Source organism: Arthrobacter stackebrandtii (assembly GCF_017876675.1).
GTDB classification, from domain to species: domain Bacteria; phylum Actinomycetota; class Actinomycetes; order Actinomycetales; family Micrococcaceae; genus Specibacter; species Specibacter stackebrandtii.
On the sequence record NZ_JAGIOI010000001.1, the window covers coordinates 2,045,054 to 2,069,488 of the forward strand.

Annotated in this window: 18 protein-coding genes; 8 read left to right on the top strand and 10 right to left on the bottom strand. The window is 66.2% G+C overall.

Annotated elements, in window-relative coordinates; translation table 11 throughout:
- The first annotated feature begins 14 nt into the window (after nt 1-14).
- The gene (locus JOF48_RS08630; protein ID WP_245346462.1) at nt 15-1,082 is read left to right on the top strand and encodes a DMT family transporter; all 1,068 of its coding nucleotides are present in this window, start codon (nt 15-17) and stop codon (nt 1,080-1,082) included.
- A gap of 180 nt (nt 1,083-1,262) precedes the next feature.
- On the opposite strand, the gene JOF48_RS08635 is transcribed toward JOF48_RS08630, so the two are convergent.
- Nucleotides 1,263-2,702, bottom strand: a complete 1,440-nt coding sequence (locus tag JOF48_RS08635; protein WP_209679643.1) for an amino acid permease — start codon at nt 2,700-2,702, stop codon at nt 1,263-1,265.
- 191 nt (nt 2,703-2,893) lie between these two features.
- Between JOF48_RS08635 and JOF48_RS08640 the strand changes: the two genes are divergently transcribed.
- Nucleotides 2,894-3,688, top strand: a complete 795-nt coding sequence (locus JOF48_RS08640) for an IclR family transcriptional regulator (RefSeq protein ID WP_209679646.1) — start codon at nt 2,894-2,896, stop codon at nt 3,686-3,688.
- 42 nt (nt 3,689-3,730) lie between these two features.
- Here the strand turns inward: JOF48_RS08640 and JOF48_RS08645 are convergent, their stop codons facing one another.
- From JOF48_RS08645 to JOF48_RS08660, 4 genes are all read right to left on the bottom strand, one after another.
- Entirely contained in the window at nt 3,731-4,747 is a 1,017-nt protein-coding gene (locus JOF48_RS08645; protein ID WP_209679663.1) for a LacI family DNA-binding transcriptional regulator, read from the bottom strand.
- A 22-nt stretch (nt 4,748-4,769) separates the two neighbouring features.
- Nucleotides 4,770-5,609 carry a carbohydrate ABC transporter permease gene (locus JOF48_RS08650; RefSeq protein WP_209684344.1) on the bottom strand — a complete coding sequence of 280 codons (840 nt, stop codon included), beginning with the start codon at nt 5,607-5,609 and terminating at the stop codon, nt 4,770-4,772.
- 17 nt (nt 5,610-5,626) lie between these two features.
- Nucleotides 5,627-6,496: a carbohydrate ABC transporter permease gene (locus JOF48_RS08655; protein WP_209684346.1), complete on the bottom strand. Its 870-nt coding sequence runs from the start codon at nt 6,494-6,496 to the stop codon at nt 5,627-5,629.
- A gap of 196 nt (nt 6,497-6,692) precedes the next feature.
- Complete coding sequence (locus tag JOF48_RS08660) at nt 6,693-8,012, bottom strand: ABC transporter substrate-binding protein (RefSeq protein WP_209679666.1); 1,320 nt, start codon at nt 8,010-8,012, stop codon at nt 6,693-6,695.
- A gap of 190 nt (nt 8,013-8,202) precedes the next feature.
- Here JOF48_RS08660 and JOF48_RS08665 point away from each other — a divergent pair, with 190 nt between their 5' ends.
- The 5 genes from JOF48_RS08665 to JOF48_RS08685 all read left to right on the top strand — a co-directional run bounded on the left by JOF48_RS08665 (nt 8,203) and on the right by JOF48_RS08685 (nt 17,389).
- Entirely contained in the window at nt 8,203-10,251 is a 2,049-nt protein-coding gene (locus JOF48_RS08665; RefSeq protein WP_209679669.1) for a beta-galactosidase, read from the top strand.
- A gap of 13 nt (nt 10,252-10,264) precedes the next feature.
- Entirely contained in the window at nt 10,265-11,443 is a 1,179-nt protein-coding gene (locus tag JOF48_RS08670) for a glycoside hydrolase family 53 protein (RefSeq protein WP_209679672.1), read from the top strand.
- 177 nt (nt 11,444-11,620) lie between these two features.
- Nucleotides 11,621-13,222, top strand: coding sequence for a histidine ammonia-lyase (gene hutH / locus JOF48_RS08675; protein WP_209679674.1), 1,602 nt, complete (start codon nt 11,621-11,623; stop codon nt 13,220-13,222).
- 397 nt (nt 13,223-13,619) lie between these two features.
- Nucleotides 13,620-15,350, top strand: a complete 1,731-nt coding sequence (locus JOF48_RS08680) for an ABC transporter ATP-binding protein (RefSeq protein WP_209679677.1) — start codon at nt 13,620-13,622, stop codon at nt 15,348-15,350.
- On the top strand, nt 15,350-17,389 hold the full coding sequence (locus tag JOF48_RS08685; RefSeq protein WP_209679680.1) for an ABC transporter ATP-binding protein: 2,040 nt from the start codon (nt 15,350-15,352) through the stop codon (nt 17,387-17,389). Before JOF48_RS08680 ends, JOF48_RS08685 begins: the two co-directional genes overlap by 1 nt.
- Nucleotides 17,390-17,407: 18 nt before the next feature.
- Here JOF48_RS08685 and hutG read toward each other — a convergent pair whose 3' ends face one another.
- Nucleotides 17,408-18,367, bottom strand: coding sequence for a formimidoylglutamase (hutG, locus tag JOF48_RS08690; protein WP_209684348.1), 960 nt, complete (start codon nt 18,365-18,367; stop codon nt 17,408-17,410).
- Nucleotides 18,368-18,538: 171 nt separating this feature from the next.
- Nucleotides 18,539-19,993: an NCS2 family permease gene (locus tag JOF48_RS08695; protein WP_209679682.1), complete on the bottom strand. Its 1,455-nt coding sequence runs from the start codon at nt 19,991-19,993 to the stop codon at nt 18,539-18,541.
- Between the two features lie 275 nt (nt 19,994-20,268).
- Here JOF48_RS08695 and JOF48_RS08700 point away from each other — a divergent pair, with 275 nt between their 5' ends.
- The gene (locus JOF48_RS08700; RefSeq protein ID WP_209679685.1) at nt 20,269-20,835 is read left to right on the top strand and encodes a copper resistance CopC family protein; all 567 of its coding nucleotides are present in this window, start codon (nt 20,269-20,271) and stop codon (nt 20,833-20,835) included.
- Between the two features lie 165 nt (nt 20,836-21,000).
- Here the strand turns inward: JOF48_RS08700 and JOF48_RS08705 are convergent, their stop codons facing one another.
- The 3 genes from JOF48_RS08705 to JOF48_RS08715 form a co-directional block, all read right to left on the bottom strand.
- Nucleotides 21,001-21,606: an NAD(P)/FAD-dependent oxidoreductase gene (locus JOF48_RS08705; protein WP_209679688.1), complete on the bottom strand. Its 606-nt coding sequence runs from the start codon at nt 21,604-21,606 to the stop codon at nt 21,001-21,003.
- A gap of 95 nt (nt 21,607-21,701) precedes the next feature.
- Complete coding sequence (locus tag JOF48_RS08710; protein ID WP_209679690.1) at nt 21,702-23,009, bottom strand: D-arabinono-1,4-lactone oxidase; 1,308 nt, start codon at nt 23,007-23,009, stop codon at nt 21,702-21,704.
- Complete coding sequence (locus tag JOF48_RS08715; RefSeq protein ID WP_209679693.1) at nt 23,006-24,304, bottom strand: type III PLP-dependent enzyme domain-containing protein; 1,299 nt, start codon at nt 24,302-24,304, stop codon at nt 23,006-23,008. Before JOF48_RS08715 ends, JOF48_RS08710 begins: the two co-directional genes overlap by 4 nt.
- Nucleotides 24,305-24,435 lie beyond the last annotated feature (131 nt).

A 24,435-nucleotide genomic window follows, 5' to 3' on the forward strand; every position in this document is an offset into this window, starting at 1 on the left:
CAACCGTGTTGCCCATGACGCGGTGGGCGCCGGTCCCGGGCCCGCCGGCAGGGCCGCATTACCCGCAAGGAAATTGCGCCGTTCGGTCGTGCCGGGTGCCTGAGTTCCAGCGGCCGGCAGGCAGGAGGAATGCAACCGTTGACCTGCTTCTCCTGGCCGTCGCGGTTGCGTGGGGGTCGACCTACTGGGTGACCAAGGAACTGGTTAGCCGGGACAACGTGCTGGCTGTCCTGGCCGTCAGGATGACACTGACAGCCCTGACCCTCATGTTCATCCTTGTCATGCGGCGGAAGCGCATCGCCAAATCGGAATGGGGCATCGGGCTTGTCCTGGGACTGCTGCTGTCCACGGTCTTCACCTTCGAGACCTTCGGCATCGCCGCCACGAGCGCCACCAACGCCGGACTCATCATCAGCCTGACCATTGTCATGACCCCGGCACTGGAGACAGTGGTGGGAAGGCGCAAGCTCAGCCGGCTCTTCTACCTGGCCGCGGTCATTGCCATTGCGGGCGTGTATTTCCTGGCCACCGGAGGTGCCGCGGCCTCATTCAACCTTGGCGACCTCTTGATTCTTCTTGCCGCCACGGCGCGGGCCGTCCACGTGACGGGAATGCACCGGCTCTCCGCTGGACGGCACATCGACTCCCTTCACCTGACATTCGTCCAGATGGCCACCTGTGGGATTGTATTCCTTGCACTGTCCGCAGTGTCAGGGGTGCGCGTCCAGGACTATGTTCCAACCATGGACAATTCGGCAGTCGTGCAGATGATCTACCTTGTGGTCGTGTGCACGGTGTTTCCATTCTTCATCCAAATGTGGGCCGTGCGAAAGACATCCCCGACACGGGTCAGCCTCTTGCTCGGCACAGAGCCGGTCTGGGCGGCGGCCATCGGCGTGACGCTCGCCGGCGACGTCCTGGGTCCCGTCGGGATTCTCGGCGTGGTGCTGGTGCTGGTCGGCACCATGTGGGGGCAGCGGCTGGAGCTGGGCAGGGCGCCCAAGGCCCAGGCCGGCGAAGCAACTCCGGGCGAGGCAGGCGCCAGTCGCGAGGGCGGGGAAATCAAGGATCCGGCGTTGTAGGTGCCGAGCCTTGTCCATGCGCGGGGTTCCGCACAAGTCACGCGCATGCGGCCCGGTTTACTTTGGGCATGCGCCAGCCAGGCCGCCTGCACGGCGCAGCAGTCGTGGTGGCGCAGTGGAGCACCTCAGGCAGGCGCAGGTCCAAAGTCGGTCGGGCAGGCGCCGGCCCAAGCCGGGCGGCTACGCGCCGGCGGCCGCAACAGGAATCTGCTCAGCCACGGCGGCAGGCGGGGTCTCGTCGATGAGGTCGGGCCGGCGTCGTCCATCACCGCGTACCCACAGCTTGAACGCAACAGCCAGCAGCACCAGCCAGGCCGTGCCCACGTACAGGGCTGTTCGGGTGTCGGGGTAGACGCCCAGCAGCACGATGATGCCCAGCATGAACACACCCGTCAGGATCGAGGCCAGCGGCCAGAACGGGACCGGGAACGCGGACGGGGCCAGGCGGTTGCGGGCGATCTCGCGCTTCATGGCCACGTGCGAGGCCAGGATCATGATCCACACCCACACCGTGGCGAACGTGGCGATGGAGGCGATCAGCAGGAACACGTCCTCGGGGATCGTGGCATTCAGGACCACGCCCACCAGCAGCACGCCGGTCATGAGCATCACGGTCAGCCACGGGACGCCGCGCTTGGAGATCCGGCCAAAGGCGGCCGGCGCATGCCCCTGCTGCGAGAGGCCGAAGAGGACGCGGCCGGCGCCGAAGATGTCGGAGTTGATGGCGGAAAGGGCCGCGGTGATGACCACGGCGTTGAGGATGTGTGCGGCCAGGGGAATGCCCAGGGCGTCGAAAATCTGCACGAACGGGCTGGTTTCGCCGGTGATTTTGTCCCACGGGACCAGGCTCATGAGCACGCCCAGAGTCAGCACGTAGAACAGCAGGATGCGCAGCGGGACCGTGTTGACCGCTGCCGGGATGGACTTGCCGGGGTTCTGCGCCTCGCCCGCGGTGACCCCGATGGTTTCTATGCCGCCAAAGGCAAACATCACGACGGCGAACGCGGCCAGGAGCCCGACCCACCCGTTGGGAAGGAACCCGCCGTTGTTGACGAGGTTGCCCAGGCCCGCGGTGGCTGCGCCGTCGATCTGGAAACCAAGCACGATGATGGCCGCACCGCCGGCGATCATGGCGATGATGGCGGAGACCTTCACCAGGGTGAACCAGAACTCCAGCTCGCCAAAGACCTTCACGCTGAGCAGGTTGATGGCCGCCAGGAAGAAGATGATGGCCAGGATCCAGATCCAGCGCGGCACGTCGTGGAACCAGAAGCCCATGTAGATGCTGAAGGCCGTTACGTCGGCGATGGCCACGATGGCCATTTCAAAGACATATGTCCAACCGGTTATGAATCCCGCGAGCGGGCCGAGGTAGCGGCTGGCGTACTGGCCGAAGGAGCCGGAGACGGGGTGGCGCACGGCGAGCTCGCCCAGCGCACGCATGACCATGAACACGGCCGCGCCGGCAATGATGTAGGCCAGCAGGACCGCCGGTCCGGCCTTCTGGATGGCACTCGAGGAGCCGTAGAACAAGCCGGTGCCGATGGCCGAGCCCAGCGCCATGAAGCGGATGTGGCGGGCGTTCAACCCGCGGGTGAGGACGGATCCCTTGGTGTTCATGCGTGAGCTTTCTAACACAAAGTGCTGGGTGGCCGGCGTCTCAGTGGGCGCGTGGGGCGTGAGGGGTGTCACGGAATGGGGCGAAAAGGGGCGGAAAATGGCCCGTGTGAGGCCAAAATCTGGGATTTCAGACGCCAGTATTCTATATTGGGCAGGAGCCCATGGCGATTTGGGCCAACGATGGGGGGACCATGACATCCACTGAACGCAAGCCCTCCAAGGTGCCGGCCGCGGAAAACACGCTGCGCATCCTGAAACTCCTCTCCTCCAAGCGGGGACCGCTCGCAGCCTCCACCATCGCCGCCACGCTGGAGCTGCCCCGCTCCAGCGTCTACCACCTGCTGGGCGTCATGGAGCAGAGCGGCTTCATCATGCACCTCCACGAGGAGCAGCGCTACGGGCTGGGAGTGGCCGCGTTTGAGCTCAGCAGCGCCTATTCCCGGCAGGAGCCGCTGTCCCGCCTGGGCCGGCCGCTGCTGGCCGCACTGGTGGACAGGATCGGTGAAAGCGCCCACCTTGCCGTGCTGCACGGGCGCGACGTGCTGTACATCGTCGAGGAGCGGGCCAAGAACCGCCCGTCCCTGGTGACCGACGTCGGCGTGCGGCTGCCCAGCCACCTCACCGCCAGCGGCCGGGCCATCCTTGCGGCGATGCCCAAGTCCCAGGTCCGCGCACTGTACCCGAACGCGGAGGCGTTTAGCGCGCTGACCGAGGTGCCCAACCCGATCAGCAAGTACTCCACGCTCTCGGCGCACCTGGACCAGGTGCGGATCAGGGGCTATTCCACCGAAAGCGGGGAGGTCACCCCGGGATTTTCCTCCGTCGCCGCCGCCGTGACGGACCACCGGGGCTGGCCGGTCGCCGCCGTCGCCGTGACGTTCCTGGAGGAGAAGGTGGCCGCCGACCAGTGGGCCGCCCTGGCGGCCCGGGTCACCAAGGTTGCCGGGGAGCTTTCAACCCGGATCTACGGCCGCCCCGCAAGCTGATGGTGGGATGCGGGGGCGGTTGGGCCCGACGGCGGCCGGCCGTCAGGCGGAATCCCTGACAACCAGCTCGGTGGGCAGCGTGACGGCTGAGGGCAGTTCCCCCTTGATGGCACCCAGCAGCAGGCGCACCATTTCAGCACTGATCCGCTCGAACGGCTGCCGGATGGTGGTCAACGGCGGGTGTGCGCTGGCCGACGGCGCGATGTCGTCAAAGCCGCCGACCGCAACATCCTCCGGCACCCGGATGCCTGCGGCGGCCAAATGGTCCATGGCACCGAGCGCCATGAGGTCGTTGGCGGCAAAGACTGCGTCGAGGTCCGGGGCCGCGGCCAGGAGCTGCGCCATGGCCGCGGCGCCGCTCTCCCGGCTGTAGTCGCCGGCTCCCACGAGCTGCTCCTGGAACTGGGCGCCCTGGTCGTCGCGGTAGGCGCTGAGCCTCCGGATGCCGCCCGAGGTGTCCTGCGGGCCGGTGATGGTTGCGATCTTTGTCCGGCCCAGGCTGCGCAGGTGCTCGAGCATGTCCCTGGCGCCCGTGTAGTCGTCGGCCGCCACGTACCCCATTTTGCGTTCGAAGCCGAGTGGCACGCCGCAGGAAATGGCGGGCACCCGCGCGTCGATGATGTTGGAGATGATGTCCGTCCTGTTGGCATGGGCTGAAACCAGCAGGACCCCGTCAACATGTCCGGCCGTGATGAAGTCGTTGGCGCGACGCTGTTCGTCCTCCGTGCCGGCCAGGATCAGCACCAGCGGAATGTCATGCACAGCCAGTGCATCGGCTGCGCCGCGCATCAGGACCGCAAAGTTGGGGTCCTCAAACAGCTTGTCGTGGGATTCCGTGAGCAGGAACGCCACAGAGTTTGCCCTGTTGGTGGCCAGGCTGCGGGCATGCGGGTTGACCCGGTAGCCGGTTTTCTTGATGGCTGCATTGACTGCTGCCAGTGCCTCGGGGCTGACCCAGTGCCCGCCGTTGAGCACGCGGGAAACAGTTCCCCGGGACACGCCGGCCGCCGCCGCGACGTCGTCGATTCTGGGGCGGGGGCGTTTGGTGGGCGGCGTCATGAGAAGAGCATATCTGGCCGGTTCATGCCTTGACCGCGCCCGCTGCCAGATCCACGCGCCAGTACCGCTGGAGCAGGAGGAACAGGAGGATCAGCGGAATGATGGAAAGCAGCGCCCCGGCCAGCACGAGTGTGTACATGGCAGGGGCCGTGGCGCCCTGGTTCAGCAGGCCGTTGAGGCCCACGGTGATGGGGAACAGCTGGTCGTTGCCGAGCATGATGTAGGGCAGCATGAAGTTGTTCCACACGGCGACGAACTGGAACAGGAAGATCGTGACCAGGCCGGGGAGCATCATGGGAACGGCGATCCGGTTGAAGATGTACAGTTCCTTGGCGCCTTCCGTGCGGGCGGCCTCGATGACGTCGTTGGGTACGGCGGCCGCCGCGTAGATCCGGGCCAGGTAGATGCCGTAGGGGCTGATGATCTGGGGGAGCAGGACCGACCAGTAGGTGTTGGTCAGCCCCACCTGGGCCAGCATGAGGTACTGCGGGATGGCAAGGATGACGCCGGGCACCAGGACGCCCATGAGCAGCACCTTGAAGATGCCGGCCTTTCCGGGGAAATCAAACTTGGCCAGGACATATCCGGACAGCGCGGAAACCCAGGTGGAGAGGATGGCGCCCACGCCGGCGTAGATGGCCGTGTTCATCATCCAGCGCCAGAAGAGCCCATCGCGGTACTGCGTCAGGTCCACGATGTTGTCCCACAGGTGGGTGCTCGGGGCCAGGGTGAACGTGGAGAACAGCTGGGAGCTGTCCTTGGAGGCGGCTGCAACGACCCAGATGATGGGGAACAGGCAGTACAGGGCGCCGAGGAGGAGGATGCCCGTTGAGATGGCGCTGGGCTTTTCCCTGGTGGCCATGGTGGCAGTGCTCAAGGCTAGTTCTCCTGTCCGAAGGCCCGCTTCTGCACGATGCGCAGGAAGAGGAACGAAATAATGAACGTTGCGGCGGCGATGACGATGCTGGTGGCCGACGCCGAGTAAATGTCGTTGCGAGTGAACGCGTCCCGGTAGACCAGCATGAGTGGGGACCAGCTCGTGGACAGGCTGTTCGCCAACGGCCGCAGCGTGGTGGGCTCGGCAAACACCTGGAGGGTGGCGATCATGGAGAACAGGCCCGTCATGACCAGGGCCGGGGCAACGATGGGAATCTTGATGCGCAGCGCCGTCTGGACCTCCGAGGCGCCGTCCAGCTTGGCAGCCTCGTAGATTTCGCTGGGCACCGCCTTGAGGGAGGTGTAGATGACGATCATGTTGAAGCCCACGCCGCCCCACAGGGCAATGTTGGCGATGGCAAACGTGACCAGTTCCGGCGACATCAGCGAGGGGACCGCCCAGCCGAGCCGGTCAAAGATGTAGAGGATGGGGCTGACGTCGGGCAGGTAAAGGAAACCCCACAGCAGGGAGCTGATGACGGCCGGGACGGCATAGGGCAGGAAAATTGCCGTGCGGGAGAAGGCGCCGGCGCGGGTCCTGCGTGAATCCAGGAGGAGCGCAAAGAGCAGGGCCAGGCCAAGCATCAGCGGGATCAGGATGAGCCCATAGGCCAGCACCCGCAGCACACTGGCGCCGAACTCGGGGTCCGTCAGTGTATTGACGTAGTTCTCCAGGCCCGCAAAGACCTGGGTCGTGGAACCCTTGCCCAGGCCCAGCCCGCTGACCTTCTTTTTCTGGAAGCTGAGGAAAAAGGTGTAGGCAATGGGGGCGGCCATGAACACCACGAACAGGACGATGGCCGGCGCCAGCATGGCGTAGGGCGTGAGAATGCGGGTCTTGGCATTCTTGCCCCGGGGGGAGGTCTTGGGCGGTGCGCCAGGTTCCTGGCGGATCCGTGTTGCGGTCTGTGCCACGGCTGGTCCTTCTTCGTGTCAGTGCTGATGGTGGTGGGGGAGCGCTGCGGGGAGGCTGGAGCCTTCCCGCAGCGCGGGTCGCCTTGTGGGCGTGCTACTTGACGGTGAAGCCGCTGTTCTTCAGGTCGTCGGTGGTGATGGACTGCATGTTGCTGACGGCCTTGGCAAAGTCGCTTTGCTTCTTGGACTGTGCCGCCTTGGCAAACTCGTCGTTGTAGGCGCTGTACGCGACGTTCACGTTGGGGCCGTAGGTGAAGTTGCTGACCGTGGCCGCTGCCTCGGCGATGACGTTGTAGAAGTCCGGCTGGTTGGAGAAGAATGCCGGGGGTTCGGTCAGGGCGGACTTGGCACCTGCGGTGTCTGCGGGGTAGATGCCGGTTTCGGCGACCAGGGCCTTGATGGCTTCGGGATCGGTGTTCAGCCAGGTGGCGAATTCGGCGGCGGCGTCGACGTTCTTCGACTGTGTTGTCACTGCCGTGGAGGAGCCGCCCCAGTTGCCGGTGGCAGGCTTGGCTGCATCCCACTGCGGCATGGGTGCCACCTTCCACTTGCCCGCCGTCGACTCGGCGTTGCCGGAGAGGACGCCGGGACCCCAAGCCGCGCTGAGCCAGCCGACCTGCTTTCCCGTGTTCAGTCCCGTGTTCCAGGCCGGGGTGTACATGGGCTGGTTGTCAATGACGCCCGATTCCACGAGCCCGCCCCAGTAGTTGGCCACCTTCTGGGTGGGCTCCTTGTCGATGTTGACGCTCCAGGCGTCGCCGTCGATGCCCCACCAGGAGGCGCCGGCCTGCTGCGACATGGCCGTGAACCAGCCGGCGTCATTGGAGGAGAAGGTGCCCAGGAACTGGGTGGGGTCGGCGTCATGGATGGTCTTGGCGGCGGCCGCGTACTCGTCCCAGGTGGTGGGCACGGACAGGCCGAGGCCTTCAAAGATGTCGGCGCGGTAATAGAACACCACGGGGCCGGTGTCCTGCGGGACGGCGTACAGGGCGTCCCCGCCGAGTGTGACGGAATCCCAGACGCCGGCGGGGAAGCTGTCCTTGGTCGAACCGGCGGCGGTGCCGGAGAGATCGGCGAGTGCATCCGCGGACACCAGCGTGGGGATCTTCTGGTATTCAGCCTGGATCAGGTCGGGGGCGCCGCTGCCGGCCTTGATGGCAGTAAGAAGTTTTGTTACGGCCGGATCGCCGCCGTCCTGCTTGTTGACGGTGACATGGATGTCCGGGTTTTTCTGGTTCCAGATGTCAATCACCTTCTCCAGGTTGGGGGCCCAGGCCCAGTAGGTCAGTTCAACCGACTTGCCGCCGCCGGAACCGCCCGCCTCCGGTGAATTCGCGGGTGTGGAACAGCCTGTTGCCAGCAATGCCGCTGCCGTGATGATGGCTGCAGCGCCTGCACGGAATGAATAACGCATGTGTCCTCCTTGAGAATGGCTTCGTTTGACTCGCCCCACCACCATCGATCCAAACCAAGGCCGCATGACTGTGAGCGGTTTCAGTAATTCACACAATGTGACCTGTGTCAACATCACAATTGCTGTGGACATCTGAGATATTCCTCTGTGATACTACTGGGAGCGCACACAGTTCAAAGGAGCCACTTTCATGACAGACGTTCTCAGCCGCCACCTTCAGGAGCCCTCTGCGGCCCCGGCGGCAGCCCCGGCACCCTGGCCTTCCGGTCCGGGCAAGATCCGCTACGGCGGTGACTACAACCCGGAGCAGTGGAGCAGGGAGACCTGGGTCGAAGACATCTCGCTGATGCAGGAGGCCGGGATCAACCTGGTCAGCATTGGCATCTTCTCCTGGGTGCTGCTCGAACCGTCCGAGGACCGCTACGAGTTCGGCTGGCTCGATGAGCTGATGGACCTGCTGGGCGGCGCGGGCATTGGCGTCGACCTGGGCACGCCCACGGCTGCCCCGCCCGCCTGGTTCTGGAAAAAATACCCCCAGGCACTTCCCGTGACCCGAGACGGCGTCCGCCTTGGCGGCGGCTCACGGGGAATGGCCAGCCCCAGCTCGCCGGAATACCGGCGGGCGGCCACCGCCATTGCTGAGCAGCTCGCCGTCCGGTACGGCAGCCACCCGGCCCTTGTCATGTGGCACGTCCACAACGAATACGGCGCCCCCGTCAGCGAATCCTACGACGACGCCTCGGTGGAGGCCTTCCGCATCTGGCTGCAGAAACGCTATGGCACCCTGGATGACCTCAACGAGGCCTGGGGCACCACCTTCTGGGGCCAGCGCTACGGGCAGTGGGATGAAATCGACGCCCCGCGGACCTCGGCCAGCGTCACCAACCAAACACAGCGCCTGGACTTCCGGCGCTTCACCTCCGATGCGCTGCTGCAGTGCTTCATTGCCGAGCGCAATGTGCTGCGGGCCCACACCCCGGACATCCCCATCACCACCAACTTCATGTCCACGAACTGCCTCTCGGCGGACTACTGGGCGTGGAGCAGGGAGGTGGACATCGTCTCCAACGACCACTACCTTGTGGCGCAGCGGGAGGACAACCACATCCTGCTCTCCATGGACGCCGACCTGACCCGTTCCTTTGCCGGAAACCGCCCGTGGATACTCATGGAGCATTCCACCAGTGCCGTCAACTGGCAGGGGCGCAACATCGCCAAGCGCGCCGGGGAAATGGCCCGCAACAGCACCGCACACGTGGCACGCGGCGCGGACGCCATCATGTTCTTCCAGTTCCGGGCCGCACGCTACGGGGCCGAAAAGTTCCACTCCACGATGCTGCCCCAGGCCGGCCGGAACTCCCGCATCTGGCGCGAGGTGGTGGCCCTGGGCGAATCCCTCGACACGCTGTCGGTGGTGCGCGGCTCCACCGTCAAGGCCAGGGTGGCGCTGCTGTGGGACGTCGAGTCCTTCTGGGCGATGGACCTGGAATGGCGGCCCAGCGACGACCTCGACCACCGCGAACGCATCGAGGCCTTCTATTCGGAATTGTGGAAGCAGGGTGTCACGGTGGACTTTGCCCACCCTGCCCAGGACCTCTCGCAGTACGACCTCGTGATCGCGCCAAGCCTCTACATGGTGGGGGCCGCGGCGGAAGCGAACCTGCGCAGCTACGTGGAAGGGGGCGGACACCTCCTGGTCTCCTACTTCTCCGGGATCGTGGACGCCAATGACTCCGTCCCGTCAGGCGCCTACCCCGGCGCGCTGCGGGACATCCTTGGCCTGGAAATCCACGAGTTCCTGCCGCTGCGCCTGGACCAGCCGGCGGCGCTGGACAACGGCACCTCCGGCACCGTCTGGTCGGAGGAAATCCATGCCGGAACGGCGCAGGTGCTTGCCTCGTTTGCCGGCGGTCCCGCCGCCGGCGGCCCGGCACTGACCCGCAACCGCCTCGGTGCCGGTGCGGTCTGGTATGTGGCCACCAAGCTGGAAGGCGGCGACCTTGCCAAGCTGCTGTCCGACGTCGTGCGCGGCGCAGGGCTGGAACCGGTGGACGGGCTGCCGGACGGGCTGGAGGTCGTCACCCGCTCCAACGCCGGGGAGAACTTCACCTTCCTCATCAACCACGCCGACGTTGACGCGCCGTTCAACGGCCGGGGAACGGATTTGCTGACCGGCGAGGAGATCGCGGCGACCGTTGTGGTCCCGGCCGGCGGCATCAGGGTCCTGCACGAACAGTAAGAAAAGGAATCACATGAACAATGAAGTCTCATTCCTGTCCCGCCGCACTGCGCTGGCCGCGGCCGTCTCGGTTCCCGGCGCCATGCTTTTGGGGGCCGCAGCAGCAAACGCTGCCCCCGGCGTGAGCGGTCCCGCGGTGCGCGGGGTCGACATGTCGTTCACGCCCCAGCTCGAGGCTGCCGGAGTGACGTGGCGGCACAAGGGGCGCACGGCACCGGTGGAGAAGATCTTTCACCAGGCCGGCGCCAACTGGATGCGGATCCGCGTGTGGGTCAACCCGCCGGCCGGGTACAGCACGCTGGAGACCGCCACGGAGCTGGCGCTGCGGGCCAAGAAGACGGGGATGAAGGTGCTGCTGGACCTGCACTACTCCGACTTCTGGGCCGATCCGGCGCACCAGAGCACGCCGGCGGCGTGGGCCGGGCAGGACCTCGCGCAGCTGGCCGGCACGGTTGAGCAGTACACGCGGGATGCCGTGGAGACGCTCTCCAACGCGGGCGCGCATGTTGACATGGTGCAGGTGGGCAATGAAATCACCTCCGGCATGCTCTGGCCGCTGGGCCGGCTGTACGACGGCTCGGCCGACCAGAACTGGCCCGGATTCACCACGCTGCTCGGTGCCGGACTGGCGGGCGTCCGCTCGGCCAGGGTTATGGGCCCCAAGCCGCGGACCATGGTGCACATTGACCGCGGCGGCGACAACGGCGGCTCACGCTGGTTCTTTGACAAGGTACTGGCCGCAGGGTTGGACTTCGACGTGATCGGCCAGTCCTACTACCCGTTCTGGCACGGCACCCTGGAGGACCTTGAGCACAACCTCACAGACCTGGCCACGCGGTACGGCAAGGACATCATCGTGGTGGAGACGGCCTACCCGTGGACGCTGGAGAACGGCGACGGCCTGGAGAACATCCTGGACCTCATCTCCGAGCTGCCGCAGGCCGCCACCTGGCCGCCCACGCCGGCAGGCCAGCTGGCCTACTTCGCGGCCCTGCGCGAGGTGTTCGCCAAGGTGCCCAACGGCCACGGCCTGGGGTTCATGTGCTGGGAGCCTGAATGGGTGCCCGGTGTTGGCTGGATGCCCGGTGAAGGCAACCCGAACGACAACCTGACGTTGTTCGACTTCAACGGGGACTCCCTGCCGGCACTTGCCGCGCTGACACCGGGTGCACTGAAGGCTGTGCAGCGGTAGTTCGGCTGCCTGCCCGTCCTGGGAGCATGCGACGGCGGCCGGCCCACCAAGGTGGGCCGGCCGCCGTCGTGCCTTGCCGTGTCCGGAATCCCGGACAGGCCCGCCGGAAAGGCGCAGACTTCCGTGCCCTTTAGCGGAATAGTGGGGTGCAAGGCCACTGCACACAAAGGATCCGCCATGACCGCCGCCGTTTTCTCAGCCACCCCCACCCGAGAAGTCACGCTCTCCTCTTCCGGCACCACACCCGGGGACGTCATCGCCGTGGCCCGCCACAACGCAAGGGTGGTGGTTGGCGCGGAGGCGCTCGCCGGCGTCGAACGCGTCAGGGAGCACATTGAAAAGCTGGCACACTCGGACACCCCGGCGTACGGCATCTCCACGGGATTCGGCGCGCTGGCCAACCGCCACATCCATGAGGACATGCGCACGCAGCTGCAGAAGTCGCTCATCCGCAGCCACTCCGCCGGCATGGGCCCGGCCGTGGAGCGCGAGGTGGTGCGCGCGCTGATGTTCCTGCGCGCCAAGACCCTCGCCAGCGGGCGGACCGGCGTGCGGCCCGTGGTGCTGCAAACCATGGTGGACGTGCTCAACGCCGGCATCACTCCCGTGGTCCGCGAATTCGGCTCGCTGGGCTGCTCCGGCGACCTGGCACCGCTCTCGCACTGCGCCCTGGTGCTCATGGGAGAAGGGGAAGCCGTTGGCCCCGACGGCACGCACTTCGGCGGCAGGGGCGAGCGCCCCGTCGCCGAACTCCTCGCCGAGGCAGGCATCACCCCGGTTGAGCTGGCCGAGAAGGAGGGCCTGGCGCTCGTCAACGGCACCGACGGCATGCTGGGCATGCTGCTCATGGCGATCGCCGACCTGCGCATGCTGCTGACGACGGCGGACATCACCGCCGCATTGAGCGTCGAGGGCCTGCTGGGCACCGACCAGGTGTTCCTGCCCGAGCTGCACATGGAGCTGCGTCCGCACCCCGGCCAGGCGCTCAGTGCCGACAACATGCTGCGCGTGCTCGCCAACTCGCCCATCGTGGCCTCGCACCGCATCGGGGACAACCGAGTTCAGGACGCCTACTCGCTGCGCTGCGCCCCGCAGGTTGCCGGCGCCGCCCGCGACACCGTGGACCACGCACTCATCGTGGCCACCCGGGAGCTCGCCGCCGCGATCGACAACCCCGTGATCCTGCCCGACGGCCGCGTCTCCTCCAATGGCAACTTCCACGGCGCCCCGGTGGCCTACGTGCTGGACTTCCTCGCGATCGTTTCCGCGGATGTCGCCTCGATTGCCGAGCGCCGCACCGACAGGATGCTTGACCCCGCCCGCTCCCACGGCCTGCCCGCCTTCCTAGCCGGCGACCCCGGCGTGGACTCCGGCCTCATGATCGCCCAGTACACGCAGGCCGGCCTGGTCTCGGACTCCAAGCGCCTGGCCGTCCCCGCCTCCGTCGATTCCATCCCCAGTTCCGCCATGCAGGAGGACCACGTGTCCATGGGCTGGCACGCGGCCCGCAAGCTGCGCCGCTCCGTGGAAAATCTGCGTCGCGTGCTCGCCATTGAGTTGGTCACGGCCGCCCGCGCCATTGACATGCGCACTTCCATGTCCGACGGCGAACTGGTCCCCGGCCCGGCCGGCGCCGCCGTGCTTGAGCTGCTTCGTGAGACGGTGCAGGGGCCCGGCAGCGACCGGTTCCTCTCCCCGGAACTCGAGGAAGCCGACCGCCTGGTGGGCTCCGGCGCCGTGCGTGCGGCCGCAGAAAAGGCGACCGGCCCGCTGAACTGACACCTGCCGGGGCCCGGAGGCCCATTGCGGGACCCGGTCACCCCGAAAGGGGCCGTGGATTATCAGGCTGCCACGGCGTTTCAGTGGAAGGCCGCGCGCAATCGTGGTGGCAGGCACCGGGCGCATCTGCGAGCCTGAACAGGCGGCGGAGCTGTAGGCCATGGTTTCGTGGATGCCGTAATTGTGGGTGGGCACTGCCGGGCGCAGCCTCGTGGGCAACCAAATGCAGCAGCCAGCCTGGGCGTTGGGAGCGGCGTTGGGAAGCAATGGGAATGCGCCGAACTAGGCAGGGGAGGTCCCGTCGCGGAGCCGTAAAAAATCACTTGTGCATGTCAGTGCCCCGGTGTTTAATGTTGGTACCCCGAAATTCAAACGTATATTCGAATGGGATCCCTTCGTGAAACTCCTCAGCCTGGCCATTCGCCACGCCAAACCGTATTGGATGTGGGTCGCCGCAGTGCTCGTGCTGCAGCTGATCTCCACCATCGCCGCACTCTACCTGCCCAGCCTCAACGCCCAGATCATCGACCAGGGCATCTCCAAGGGCGACACCGACTTCATCTGGTCAACGGGTGTCACCATGATCATCGTCTGCTTCATACAGGTGGCCGCTGCGATCGGCGGCATCTACTTTGGCGCCCGCACGGCCATGGCCATCGGCCGCGACCTGCGCCGCGAGGTGTACTACCGGGTCAACGCGCTCGGCGCCCTGGATGTGAGCCGCTTCGGCACCGCCACGCTGATCACACGCAACACCAACGACGTCCAGCAGGTGCAGATGCTGGTGCTCATGGCCCTGAACTTCATGGTTTCCACGCCCATCATGTGCATTGGCGGCATCGTCATGGCCCTGCGTGAAGACGTGGGCCTGTCATGGCTGGTGTGGGTGTCCGTGCCGCTGCTGTTCATCGTGGTCGGCTTCCTCGTGGTGAAGCTGCTGCCGCTGTTCCGTGAAATGCAGGACCGGATCGACACCGTCAACGGCGTGCTGCGCGAGCAGATCACCGGCATCCGCGTCATCCGCGCCTTCGTGCGCGAAAAGTTTGAGGCCGAGCGCTACCGCGACGCCAACCTGAACCTGACCCGCGTCTCCGTGCGTGTGGGCAACCTGTTCGTGCTGATGTTCCCCATGATCATGATGATCCTGCACCTGGCCACCGCCGCCGTGCTGTGGTTTGGCGGGCAGCGGGTCGACGCCGGCTCCATGCAGGTGGGTTCGCTCACCGCCTTCCTGCAGTACCTCCTGCAGATCCTGGTTGCGGTCATGATGGGCGTCTTCATGGTCATGATGATCCCCCGAGCCGCCATCTCCGCCGAGCGTCTCGACGACGTCCTTTCAGCCGAGCCGAGCCTCGCCGTTCCCGCAGCCCGGGAGCTGCCGGCGGGACACGCCGTCGAATTCTCCTCGGTCTCCTTTGGCTACCCGGGTGCAGAGCGCCCCGTGCTCAACAACGTCACCTTCACGGCTGAGGCCGGGCGGACGACGGCGATTGTCGGCTCCACCGGGTCCGGCAAGTCCACGCTGCTGAACCTCATACCCCGGTTGTTTGACCCGCAGGACGGCTCCGTGCGCATTGGCGGCGTGGACGTCAGCGAACTCAGCCGCACCCAGATGGCGGGGCTCGTGGGCCTCGTGCCGCAGAAGCCGTACCTGTTCTCCGGCACCGTGGCCTCCAACCTGAAGTTCGGCCGTCCCGACGCGGACGACGAAGACCTGTGGGAGGCGCTGCGCGTGGCCCAGGCCAAGGACTTCGTGGAGGAGAAACCCAAGCAGCTGGCCTCGCCCATCGCACAAGGCGGCACCAACGTCTCCGGCGGGCAGCGGCAGCGGCTGTGCATCGCCCGGGCGCTCGCAGCCCGTCCCAGGATCTACCTGTTTGACGATTCCTTCTCAGCCCTGGACGTGGCCACCGACCAGAGGCTGCGCGAGTCCCTCCACGGTGCCACGGAAGGAGCCACGGTCATCATCGTGGCCCAGCGCATCTCCACCATCCGGGAGGCGGACCACATCATCGTGCTGGACGACGGCGAGATCGTCGGCACCGGCACCCACGACGAACTGCTCGAGGGCAACGATACGTACCGCGAAATTGTTGAATCACAGCTGAGCATTGAAGGAGCAGCGTGATGGCGCGCAAGGACAAGCAGGGGAATTCCCCCAAGACGCAAAACCAGGCGCCGGAGATCGACGCCATGGAAGAGGAACTGGTCCCGGAGTACAAGCCCAGCGAGGCCGACGGTGACATGTTTGGTGGCACCCCGGCCAAGAAGGCCGAGCACTTCTGGCCGTCGGTGAAGCGGCTCGTGGGGCTGCTGCGCCCCGAACGCGTCATGTTCTCCGTGGTGATCGCCCTCGTGGCGGCCTCGGTGGTGCTGACCGTGATCGCCCCGAAGATCCTGGGCAAGGCCATGGACGTCATCTTCAACGGCGTGATCGGTGCGCAGCTGCCGGCCGGCGTTCCGCTGGCGACAATCATTGACGGCCTGCGGGCCGACGGAAACAACCAGATGGCGGACATGCTCGCCAAGACCAACCTGGTGCCCGGTGCCGGGATCGACTTTGTCCAGCTCAGCCGTTACATCATCTTCGTGCTGGCCCTGTACATGGTGGCATCCACCCTGATGTGGCTGCAGGGCTACCTGCTCAACGCCCTCGTCATGCGCGTGGTGTTCCGCCTGCGCGAAGACGTGCAACGCAAACTCAACCGGCTTCCCCTTGGCTACTTCGACACCCGCCAGCGCGGCGACTTGATGTCCCGGGTGACGAACGACGTCGACAACATCCAGGCGGCGCTGCAGCAGGCGTTCTCACAGTTGGTGCAGTCCGCACTGACGGTGATCGGAATCGGCGTCATGATGTTCATCGTCTCCTGGCAGCTGGCGCTCATCGCGCTGATTGCGCTGCCGCTGTCCGCCATCATCGCCGGCGTGATCGGCACGCGCTCCCAGAAGCTCTTCGCGGCGCAGTGGAAGCACACCGGCACGCTGAACGGCCACATCGAAGAGACCTTCTCCGGCCTCGAACTGGTCCGTGCCTACGGCCGCGACGAGGAAATGCTGGCCGAGTTCGACGACCGCAACGAGCAGATGTACAAGGCCTCCTTCGGCGCTCAGTTCGTTTCCGGCATGATCATGCCGGCCATGCAGTTCGTCTCCTACCTCTCCTACGTGCTGGTCGCCGTCGTCGGTGGGCTGCGCGTGGCCACAGGCGGCATGACGCTGGGCGATGCCACGGCGTTCATCCAGTACTCGCGCGAGTTCTCCCAGCCCATCGGGGAAATGGCGGGCATTGCCAACATGATCCAGTCCGGCGTGGCCTCGGCCGAGCGGACCTTTGAGATTCTCGATGCCGACGAACAGCCTGAGGAGGAGGACTCCGAACTGCTGCCCGAGCATACCGACGGCCACGTGCAGTTTGAAAACGTCTCGTTCAGCTACTCGGAGGACACGCCGCTCATCCGCGATGTCTCCTTCACGGTGCAGCCTGGGGAGACAGTGGCGATTGTTGGGCCCACAGGCGCCGGCAAGACCACGCTGGTCAACCTCGTCATGCGCTTCTACGAGATCACCGGCGGGCGGATCCTGCTCGACGGTGTCGACACCCGCGAGCTGTCCCGCGAGCAGGTGCGTGCCCAGGTTGGCATGGTGCTCCAGGATGCATGGCTCTTTGAGGGCACCATCCGGGAGAACATCCGCTACGGCCGCCTCGACGCCACCGACGAGGAGATCGTCGCCGCAGCAGAGGCCACCATGGTGGACCGTTTCGTGCGCCAGCTGCCCAACGGCTACGACACCGTAATCGACGCCGACGGCGGCACCGTCTCCGCCGGCGAACGACAGCTGCTCACAATTGCCCGGGCGTTCATCGCCCAGCCGTCGCTGCTGATCCTGGACGAGGCCACCTCCTCCGTGGACACCCGCACCGAGCTGCTCGTCCAGCACGCCATGGCTGCGCTGCGCACGGACAGGACCTCGTTCGTGATCGCGCACCGGCTCTCCACCATCCGCGATGCACACACCATCCTCGTCATGGAGGACGGGGACATCGTCGAACACGGCAACCACGAAGAACTCCTGGAACGCCGCGGTGCCTACTACGACCTGTACATGACGCAGTTCCAGGGCGGGCACGACCTGGACGACGAAGTCGCCGCCGGAGTCCACTGACGTAGAGCCGTCCGCAAGCTAGCGCAGGAGGGTGTCGACCAGCCGCGCGGCCACCTTGGCCGTGCGGCTGTCGATGTCAAAGGCCGGGTTCAGTTCGGCCACGTCACAGTGGAAGAGCTTGCCGCTCGCCGCGACCTGGCGGCAGAGCGCGGCGATAACCGGCAGCGGCACACCGTAGGCAGCGGGGGCGCTCACGCCAGGGGCTGTCGCGGCAGGCATGACGTCGAGGTCGATCGTCAGGTACACAATGTCCACGGTCTCCAGGAACGATGCCACGAATCCGTCCGTGCGCCCCGCCGAGCAGTCCTCGTCCAGCAGATACTTCACATCCAGCTCGTGGGCCGTGTCGAAGAGGGCGCGCGTGTTGTTCGGCTCGCTGATGCCCACGACGGCGTAGTTCAGTTCTCGCCCTGCGGCGGCTTCCGCCCGGGCCATCTGGAGAAACGGCGTGCCCGAGCTGGGCGACGGGGCCTCGCGCAGGTCAAAATGGGCGTCCAGGTTCAGCACGCCCAGCCGGGCGCCGTTGGCCACGGCCGCCGTGCCCGCCACACCCAGGTAACTGGCGTAGGCGGTTTCGTGGCCGCCTCCCAGGACAAACGTGAGGTGTCCGGCGTCGAGCAAGGCGGCAAGGGCGGCCCCGGCGCGGGCCTGGCCGTCTTCCAGTGCGTCCCCGGCGACCACGATGTCTCCGGCGTCCACCACGGTTCGGGTCCCGTGGAAGGCGAGCGAACCAAGTGCGGCGCGGATGGCGGCCGGTCCGTCGGCGGCGCCTGTGCGTCCCATGTTGCGGGCCACACCGGCATCGGAGCAGAAGCCGAGCAATGCTGCAGGGCCCGGCAGGGTCGCGTCTGACAAGGCGGGCGTTGCCACTGAGGCTGACACGGCCTGCCACCAGCGGCGGTGGGCGGGTGAACCGCCGTCGTCCCTCCCGGTCCAGGGTTGCGCGGGGGTGTCAACGGCGAGGGAAGTGTAGTCCATGGTTCCAGCCAAGCGCACCCGGCGCACGAACTCCAGCGCCCCGCTGGCGCGGCCGTCTCCCATGACAGACACTGCGCGTTGCGCCGAGAGTACAGAAAATGCGCATGTCCATGTTGAACATGCGCATCTTCTGTACTCTCGACGCAGCCCCGGGGGCGTGGAGGCGGGAGGCTACTGGATGCCGAAGAGCGCCTCAACAGTGCCGATGCCGAAGAAGAGCAGGAACGCCGCGGCGACAGCCCACATGAGCGGGTGTACTTCCTTGGCGCGGCCCTGGAACAGGCGGATCAGCACGAACGCGATGAAGCCCGCGCCGAGGCCGTTGGCGATCGAGTACGTGAACGGCATGAGCGTGAACGTCAGGAAGGCCGGGATGCCGATGCCCCAGTCGGACCAGTCGATCTTTCCCACCTGGGAGACCATCATGAAGCCCACAACCACCAGGGCCGGGGCCACTGCCTCGAAGGGGACCAGCTTGATTAGCGGGGTGACGAACATGGCCAGCAGCAGGAGCACACCGGTGACGATCGAGGCCAGGCCCGTGCGGGCGCCCTCGCCGATGCCCGCACCGGACTCAACGTAGATCTGGTTGGAGGAAGTGGAAGCGCCGCCGCCGGCGATTGCGCCGAACGCGTCAACCAGCAGGACCTTGTCCACGTCGGGGATGGTTCCGTCCTCGCGCATGGATCCGGCCTCGGAGGCCAGGCCCACCATGGTGCCCATGGCGTCGAAGAAGATGCTCAGCAGGATCACAAACGCCAGCAGGATGGCGGCCAGTGCGCCCAGCTTGCCGAAGGCGCCAAAGATGCTGACCTGGCCAATGAGGGACAGGTCGGGCATGGACCACTCGGACAGCTGCGGGGAAACCAGCGACCAGCCCTGCGGGTTGCTGTTCACGCCGTCGAAGGACGGGCCGATGTGCAGCGTCATTTCCAGGATGTTCGCCAGGACGGTGGAGACGATGATGCCGATCAGGATGGCGCCCTTGACCTTGCGGACCACCAGGCCGATCGTCAGGACCAGGCCCACCACGAACACCAGAGTGGGCCAGCCCATGAGCTTGCCGTCGAAGCCCAGACCCACGGGAACAGTGGTGCCGGCGACATCGGGGATGCGGCGCACGAAGCCGGCGTTGACCAGGCCGATGAGTGCGATGAACATGCCGATGCCCACCACGATGGCCGTCTTCAGGCCCTCCGGCACGGCCTTGAACACGGCGGTGCGGAAGCCGGTGAGGACCAGGATGAACATGGTGATGCCGGAAAGGACCACCAGGCCCATGACGTCAGGCCAGGTCAGGCCCGGGTTTGTCGCAACGGTGACGGCCACAAACGCGTTGACGCCCAGCCCCGTGGCCATGGCGAAGGGGTGCTTGGCCCACGCGCCCATGATGATGGTCAGGATGCCGGCCACGAATGCGGTGACGGCGGCAACGCGCTCCAGCCCCAGCACCTCGCCGGAGGAGTCTGCGCCACCCAGGATCAGCGGGTTCAGCACCACGATGTAGCTCATCGCGAAGAACGTGGCGAAACCACCGCGGATCTCCCGCGAATAATTCGAGCCGCGCTCGGTGACCTTGAAGTATTTGTCGACCGCTGAGAGCCTGACATCCGTTTTGACAGCCATATGAGAGCCCTCCGGGCAAAGTGGAATGGAGTTTAAGGTATTCGAGGAAATACTAGCCGGTAATTTCGCCGCGGAGCATACATGTCCAAGCTGGGTATTGTCCCCTTTGTGAAGAACGACGGCGGCACCCGGCCCGGTGCCGCGGCCCGCCCGGGTACCCGGTCTGTTCGGGATTCTCCCATTATTCTGGGATAGCGTAAGGTGCCGCCCCTTGACCGAACAAAGGAATTCCAGCCGTGATTTCGCCCGAAAACTGCCTCCCCCGTGAGACGAACATGACATCAAAATTTCCGGCCGTACGGATCCTGGCCGGGGTATTGGTCCTGCTGCTGATGCTTTTCGGCTCCGTCACGGCAGCCTCCGCCCACGATGCAGTCACGGGGACGGCGCCGTCGGACGGCGAGACCGTTGACACGGTTCCGGAGCAGGTGACCGTCACGATGTCCAATACCCCGGCCACCATCGGCTCGGAGATCCAGGTGGTTGACGGCTCAGGCACCAACTGGGCCACGGGCCCGGTGGACGTCCTGGACCAGACCGCCACGCAGGCAATCAAGCCCGGCGCCCCTGCCGGCGAGTACACGGTGAAGTGGCGGCTGGTCTCCTCCGACTCACACCCGATCGAAGGCGAATTCACGTTCACGGCCACGGCGGCCGGCACCGGCCAGGTTGTTGGTGCTGGCCCCATGGTCTCGGTGAAGCCGGTGCCGGAGAAGCCGCTGGAGCAGGTCAAGGATGAAAGTTCCGTGCCGTGGAGCGTCATCGGCTTGTTTGTTGTCCTTGTGGGCGTTGTCATCGCCATGGTCATTGTGGCCCGCCGCCGCCTGGGCAGGGACGAGTAGCCGGCCGCTTCCCCATGCCCCACGGCAGGACGGCGGTCCCGCCCGTGACCCGGCAGAGATGGCCACAAGAGTGACCGGCTCCCCGAACGTTGGACCGATGAATTCGGGCCGATGCCTTCGGGGAGTTTTTCATGCTTCCACGCCAGTCAACGGCGCGCGGCATGCCTAGGCTGCGGCGAACCCCACGTCCCGCGCGGCGACACGGGCGGCGATGGACTGGCCGGCACGCTTGGCCTGGTGCAGGATCTCGTGCGTGGTGGGGATCTCAAGATTTCCCACACCCACCAGGTACAGGCCCAAGGCGTGCATGCTGCTGCGCAGCTCGCCGGTGACCCCAACGCCGTGCAGGACCTTGCGCAGCTGGCTCAGGGCGCCGCGGGTGAAGACGACGCTGTGGGCGTTGAGTGTGCCCTCCGCGGTGTGGACGCGCCACTGGCGGCTGCTGGAACTGGCAATGCGGGTCAGGTCCAAGGCCTGGGTGTCCGGGCGGATGTCCAGCTCGTGGCGGCGGGCGTAGTGCTCCAGCAGCCGCACAATCTCGCTGCGCTCGCTCAGCTCTTCAAGGCTGATCCCGCCAGTTGTCGGCTGGATGGGGGAGGGCTGCTTCAAGCTGCACGCCCCATCCACCACGATGGCCTTGACACCCTGCCTGTTCAACTCCGCCGCAACGGCCAGGGCGGAGAACCCGGAACCGATCACTATGGTGGTGGTCATTTCCGCCTCCGGCGGGGCGGCACCCCGGTCAGGCGCGGTGGATGGCACAACACTCATGGCAAAAGCCTCCTCGAACGGTGGGAGAACTGGTGGTGGTGGCACAGCCGGGAGCATGGCTTTGCCTTGGGTTGAAACGCCGCAACGGTGCGGGCTTAGGGCAGGACCCGCTCCAAATACGTGTTCTTGAACACGCGCTTGGGATCGAGGCCATCTCGAACCTTACAGAACTTTTCCAGGTCTGGGTAGAGCCCGCGAAAGTCCTTTGATTGGAGGAAATGCCACTTGCCCCAATGCGGCCTTCCGTCGTAGCTGCGGAAGATCTCCTCCGCCGCACGGAAGTACGCAAAAGGGTCGGTTTTCACGTGCTGGTGGATGGCAATGTAGCCGCTTTCGCGGTTGTTTGCCGTGGACAGGACAATGTTGTCCGCCGCCGCACTGCGCACCTCAACGGGGAAGGAAATCTGGAATCCGCGGCGCTTGATCATGGTGTCCAGGTCCCGCAGCGCATTGGGCACCTGGTCCAGCGGGATGGCGTATTCCATCTCGCGGAAGCGCACGGTGCGGGTCGTGGCAAACACATTGTGCGAGGCGTCGCCAAACTCCCTGTTGCCGGTCAACCTGGAGGCGAGCCGGTTGACCCGCGGGATCACATCCGGGAACTTCCCCGTGACGTTGCACAGGGCCGAGAACAAGGTGTTTGACACCAGCACGTCATCCACCAGGTGCGCGCGCCTGGACAGCGGCCGCACCCCCGCAGGCAGACTCCCGGGGGCGTGCCGAGTGTTGGTCTTGGTCAGGGCGGTCTCGCTGTGCGGGAACCAGTAAAACTCAAAATGGTCCACGGCGGACTGCCGCTCGGCGAAGTTTTCCAGCACGCCGGCCAGCGGTTCCGGGCGTTCCACGGCGTGCAGCATGAACGCGTCCACGCACTGCAGCGTCACCTCGACAATGATGCCCAGGGCGCCCAGTCCCACACGCGCCACGGCAAAGACCTCGGCGTTCTCTGTCTCCGAGCAGCGCAGCACCTCGCCCGTGCCGGTCACGAGCGTCAATGCCCGGATCTGCGTGGCGATGCCGCCAAACGCCCTGCCCGTCCCATGCGTGCCCGTGGACACGGCGCCGGAAATCGACTGCCGGTCGATGTCGCCCAGGTTTTCCATGGCCAGCCCGTACGGCGCCAGCAGTGCGGGAATCTCATGCAGCCGCGTGCCGCCGGCCAAGGTCGCCTGCTTCTTTTCCCGGTCCACGTGGAGCAGCCCGCTGATCCCGTCCAGGCGCAGCTGCACGCCGCTGGTCAGTGCGATGTCCGTGAAGCTGTGCCCGGCGCCCACCGCCTTGAGTGTGCCGCCGGAGGCTGCCGCCGCGGCGGCCAAGGCGGATATCTCCGCCACCGTGCTTGGTTGTTCGACGGCGGCCGGCCGGCACCGCTGGTCCCCGGCCCAATTGCGCCACTCACTCATATGAACGCTTTCCCTTCGCCTCGGTAGGTGGGTGCCGCGCCCACCCTTTGGCCGCCGTCGATCATCTCCAGCGCTTCCACGTGTTCACAAATTTCCCCCGACTTGGCATGCCGGAACCACACCTTGTCCCCTATTCGCAGGGAGGCGGCCGCGGCGCCGCGCAGCGGGGTCTGCACCTCGCCGGCACCCTCCGTGCCGATCAGCGAGAGCCCGGGCGGGTGCACGGGGACGGGGGAGCGGTCCGCGCCGGACGGGCCCGAAGCGATCCAGCCGGCACCCAGCACGGTCACAATGTCGGGGTCCGGACGGCGGACCACGGGAACGGCGAAGCCAACGGCGTGGGCCGGGGTGAAGCGCGTATAGCCGTCAAAAAGGGTGGGGCCGAACAGTCCGGAACCGGCGGCGAGCTCCGTCACGGAAGGGTCCGCCGCGGTCAGTTCCAGGGACCCGGTTCCGCCGCCGTTGACGAATTCAAGGTCCGCCACGTTGCGCACGGCCGCCACCACGTTCGTGCGGCGGCGGGTGATTTCGGCCATCGAGGTGCGTTGCATCTGTTGGAGGACGGCGCCCTTTGCCAGGTCGGCCACCTTAAGGGAGCCGTGCGGGCTGTCCTGCAGCCCGGCCACCTGGGCCTCGTAGGCCATCATGCCGACGAGGGTGAAGAGGGCCGTTCCGGACTTCTTGAACCCGGCCATGGCCAGTGCCAGCCCCACGGCGGCGGATCCGTCGCGGATGGGCGAGCGGTACACGCCGATGTGGCCCAGGGCGCGCCCGCGGACGGCGGGGCGCCACGAGGCATCCAGGTCCACGCACAGGCGGATGGGTGCGGCGGGGGTGGTGCCGGCGAGGGCCGCGGCCATCCATTCCAGCTGCTCGGCGGAGTCCACCATGAGCGTGATGCGGGCGCATGCGGTCTCGCTTGCGGCCAGCTCGCGCAGTGCGCCAGCGTCGGCCGTCGGGTACGCCACCACGATGTCGGTGAAGTCGCCGCTGGGGTCGGCCGCCAGCCAGAGCGCCTCGGGGAGGGTGAAGCCGAGGATGCCGGCGAAGCCGGGCTGCTTCAGCACGGCGCGGAGCACTTCCCTGCTGCGGATGGACTTGCTGGCCACGCGGATGGGCCTGCCTCCGGCCCGGCGCAGCAGCGAGCCGGCGTTGAAGGAAAGCGCCTTGAGGTCCAGGACGGCCACGGGGCCGGGCAGGTCCGCGCAGGCAGCGTCCGCCGCAGGCCAGACGTCCGCGGGCGCGCGCCCGTTGTTCATCCCTGCAGCCAGTTCCGGTCCAAGCAACGTCATCATTGCGCCCACCTTCAAGTTACTGTCCAGTAAGTAGTTCCTAACCCAAGAATGGCACATCCCCGGAGTCAAGTGTGAAAAGTTAGGTTACGTGACTTTTCCGCTGCAGCGCGGGGCAACTTGACGCCACCTGC